This window comes from Allobosea sp. CER48, assembly GCF_044752385.1.
In the GTDB taxonomy this organism is placed as follows: Bacteria; Pseudomonadota; Alphaproteobacteria; order Rhizobiales; family Beijerinckiaceae; genus Allobosea.
The window spans coordinates 1-2,359 of record NZ_JBIWYK010000469.1; the positions used below are offsets into that span (position 1 = coordinate 1).

The 2,359-nt window shown below is 68.0% G+C and carries 2 protein-coding genes; both read right to left on the minus strand.

Annotated features, from left to right (window positions below):
• Positions 1-608: type III PLP-dependent enzyme domain-containing protein (locus ACIPIA_RS14470; protein WP_465246961.1), on the minus strand; the 608-nt coding region annotated here is incomplete at its 3' end.
• Positions 599-2,059, minus strand: coding sequence for a M81 family metallopeptidase (locus ACIPIA_RS14475; protein WP_400510557.1), 1,461 nt, complete (start codon positions 2,057-2,059; stop codon positions 599-601). The genes ACIPIA_RS14470 and ACIPIA_RS14475, both read right to left, overlap by 10 nt.
• Positions 2,060-2,359: the final 300 nt, after the last annotated feature.

Consider the following 2,359-nt stretch of genomic DNA (forward strand, 5'->3'; position numbering starts at 1 on the left):
CGCGCAACGGACAGTGCCTCGTCGCGGCTGCGAGCGCCGGTACGGCCCCCCATGAAGCCGATCTCGACGAGAACGCGCAACGGATTGCCGCCGCCTTGCTCCGCCGCCGCTTGTGCCAGCAAGGTGACCCCGGCGATGCTGTCTGCCAGGCAATAGAGTTCGAAACCCGGCTCGCGCAGCGCCTCGAAGCAGGCGGCGATCTCCTGTCGCCCGATCGGCTGGTTGGCGATGACGACGCGTTTCACTCCGAAATGCCGGGCCACAGCGAGCTGCTGCATCGTCGCGACCGTGATGGCCCAAGAGCCGTCGGCGATCTGCAGGTCGAAGAGCTGTGGCGCCATGGTCGTCTTGCCATGCGGCGCGATCAGCAGGCCGTTGCCGGCGGCGAAGGCGCTCATCCAGGCGCTGTTGGCCTTGAGCACGCTTTCGCGGATCACCGCGAGGGGCATCGGCATGTCGCCGCCGAGAACATTCCAGCCCTGCCGGCCGACATCGCCGAGCCGAAGCGCCGCCCCGGAGGGCAAGCCCTTGGTCAGCGCATCGAGCCGCTGATCCTCGATCTCGCGGAGCGACAGGCGGGGGAGCACGGCGGAGGCGGCTACAGCCATGGGTTGGGATCCAGCGGCGAAAAAGGTCGCCTGACCTTGGTGTAGGGGATCTTGCTCGCATCCGGCGGGTATGGCCCGCCGCTGTCGAGGTAGAGCACGCTCGCAGCGATCGGTGCGAAGGCGGCGTGGAAATGGTTGGAGGATTTCACGACGACGACCTTCTTTGCCGAGAGATCGACGCCGAGATCGGTGAAGACCGGCGGACTGAAGGTCTGCGCCCGCGTCGAGGCCAGGACGATGTCGAGCTGGCCGATGCGGATGGCGGCGGCAGTACCGAGCGAGACCCAGCTCTGCTCGAACGGGATCAGCAGGTCCTCGGTCACTCCGACCACCTTCACGACCGCATCGATCGGCCTGCCGGAGGACGGTGCCGCCTTGCCGATAAAACGTAGCGGGATTTCCGCCCCGACGCCGGCCGCTCGGCAGAGGCTGACCGCGATAGGGTCCCACAAGGCGCCGATCGCAGCCGGCACTTCGGGATGCGCCAGCAGTGCCTCGACCATCACCGAGGAATCGCCGGCGACCCCGCCGCCCGGATTGTCCCAGCGATCGGCCAGGACCACCGGCTTGCCGGGCCGGGCGAGTTCGAGGGCCGCCGCGATGCCCTCTCGCGGCTTGTAGTGCCTCGGCGAAGCGCCGTTCCCCCAGCCCAGGATTTCGAGGCCGAGCTCGCGTGCCAGCTCCGCCGCCCTCTTCCCGTCGCCATTCGCGATCACGAGAACCTTCGTGCCGACATCGGCGACATCGGCCGCCTGAAAGCCATGTGCGACCGAGATCGAAAGAATGCCGTCGCGGCCTTCCATCGCCTTGATGCGGTCGACGAAGCTGCGGCCCGGTTCGCGGCTGGTCATGAAGGCGGCGAGCCCGCGACAGTCGAACACGGCGCTGACCGGGTTCACCTGCCTGCGGGCGGTCCTCAGGCAGAGATCGAGCAGATCCTCTGCGCGCGCCAGGAAATCCGTGTGAGGAAACTCCTTGAAGGCGACGATCACGTCGGCATTCTCGACCATCTGCGCCGTGAGGTGGCAATGCATGTCGAGCTCGGCGCCGATCACGCAATCGGGCCCCACGAGCGCTCGCGCCCGCGCGATCAGGTCGCCCTCGCAATCGTCGTAGCCGCGCGCCACCATCGCCCCGTGCAGGCCGAGGAGTACGATGTCGACCGGAAGCGCGGCCTCGAGCTGCCCGAGAATCTCGTCGCGCAGGCTCTCATAGCCCTCCTGCGAAACCAGCCCCGCCGGCTCGGCCCACGTCGCCGTGCCCTCGACGACCTCGTAGCCGTCGGTGGACGCGCGATGGCGGGCCGCGACGATGGGAGCCGAGCAGAGCGTCGGGGTCTCCGGATGCCTGCCGGGCGGGCAGTAGAAGGCGCTCTCGAAAGCACTCCGGTCGACGAAGAGAGGCGCGAACGTATTGGTTTCCGTCGCCAGCGACGCAGTGAAGACGCGCATCCGCATGTAGCCCCGAGCTGCGGTGGCATCGCCCCTCCGGCGAGTCCACCGGCGCTATGAAACGGGAGCGCGGCGCGCCCTGTCAAAGCACCTCCGTTTCTTGGAGCGGAACAATGACCGCTTGATCTGGAACGGCCGAGCGACCGAGATGCCCATGCTTCAAGGAGCCCCGCCGATCATGCCGCAGCCTCGCCGAATCCTGCTGGGGTCGCTCTTCCACGAGACGCACAGCTTCGTCGACGAGACCACGCGCCTGGCCGACTTCACGATCCGCAGCGGCGACGCCCTGCTGCGCCGACG

Coding starts and splice junctions, on each gene's coding strand:
- ACIPIA_RS14475 (WP_400510557.1), bottom strand. CDS start 2,059: ATGCGCGTCTTCACTGCGTCGCTGGCGACGGAAACCAATACGTTCGCG.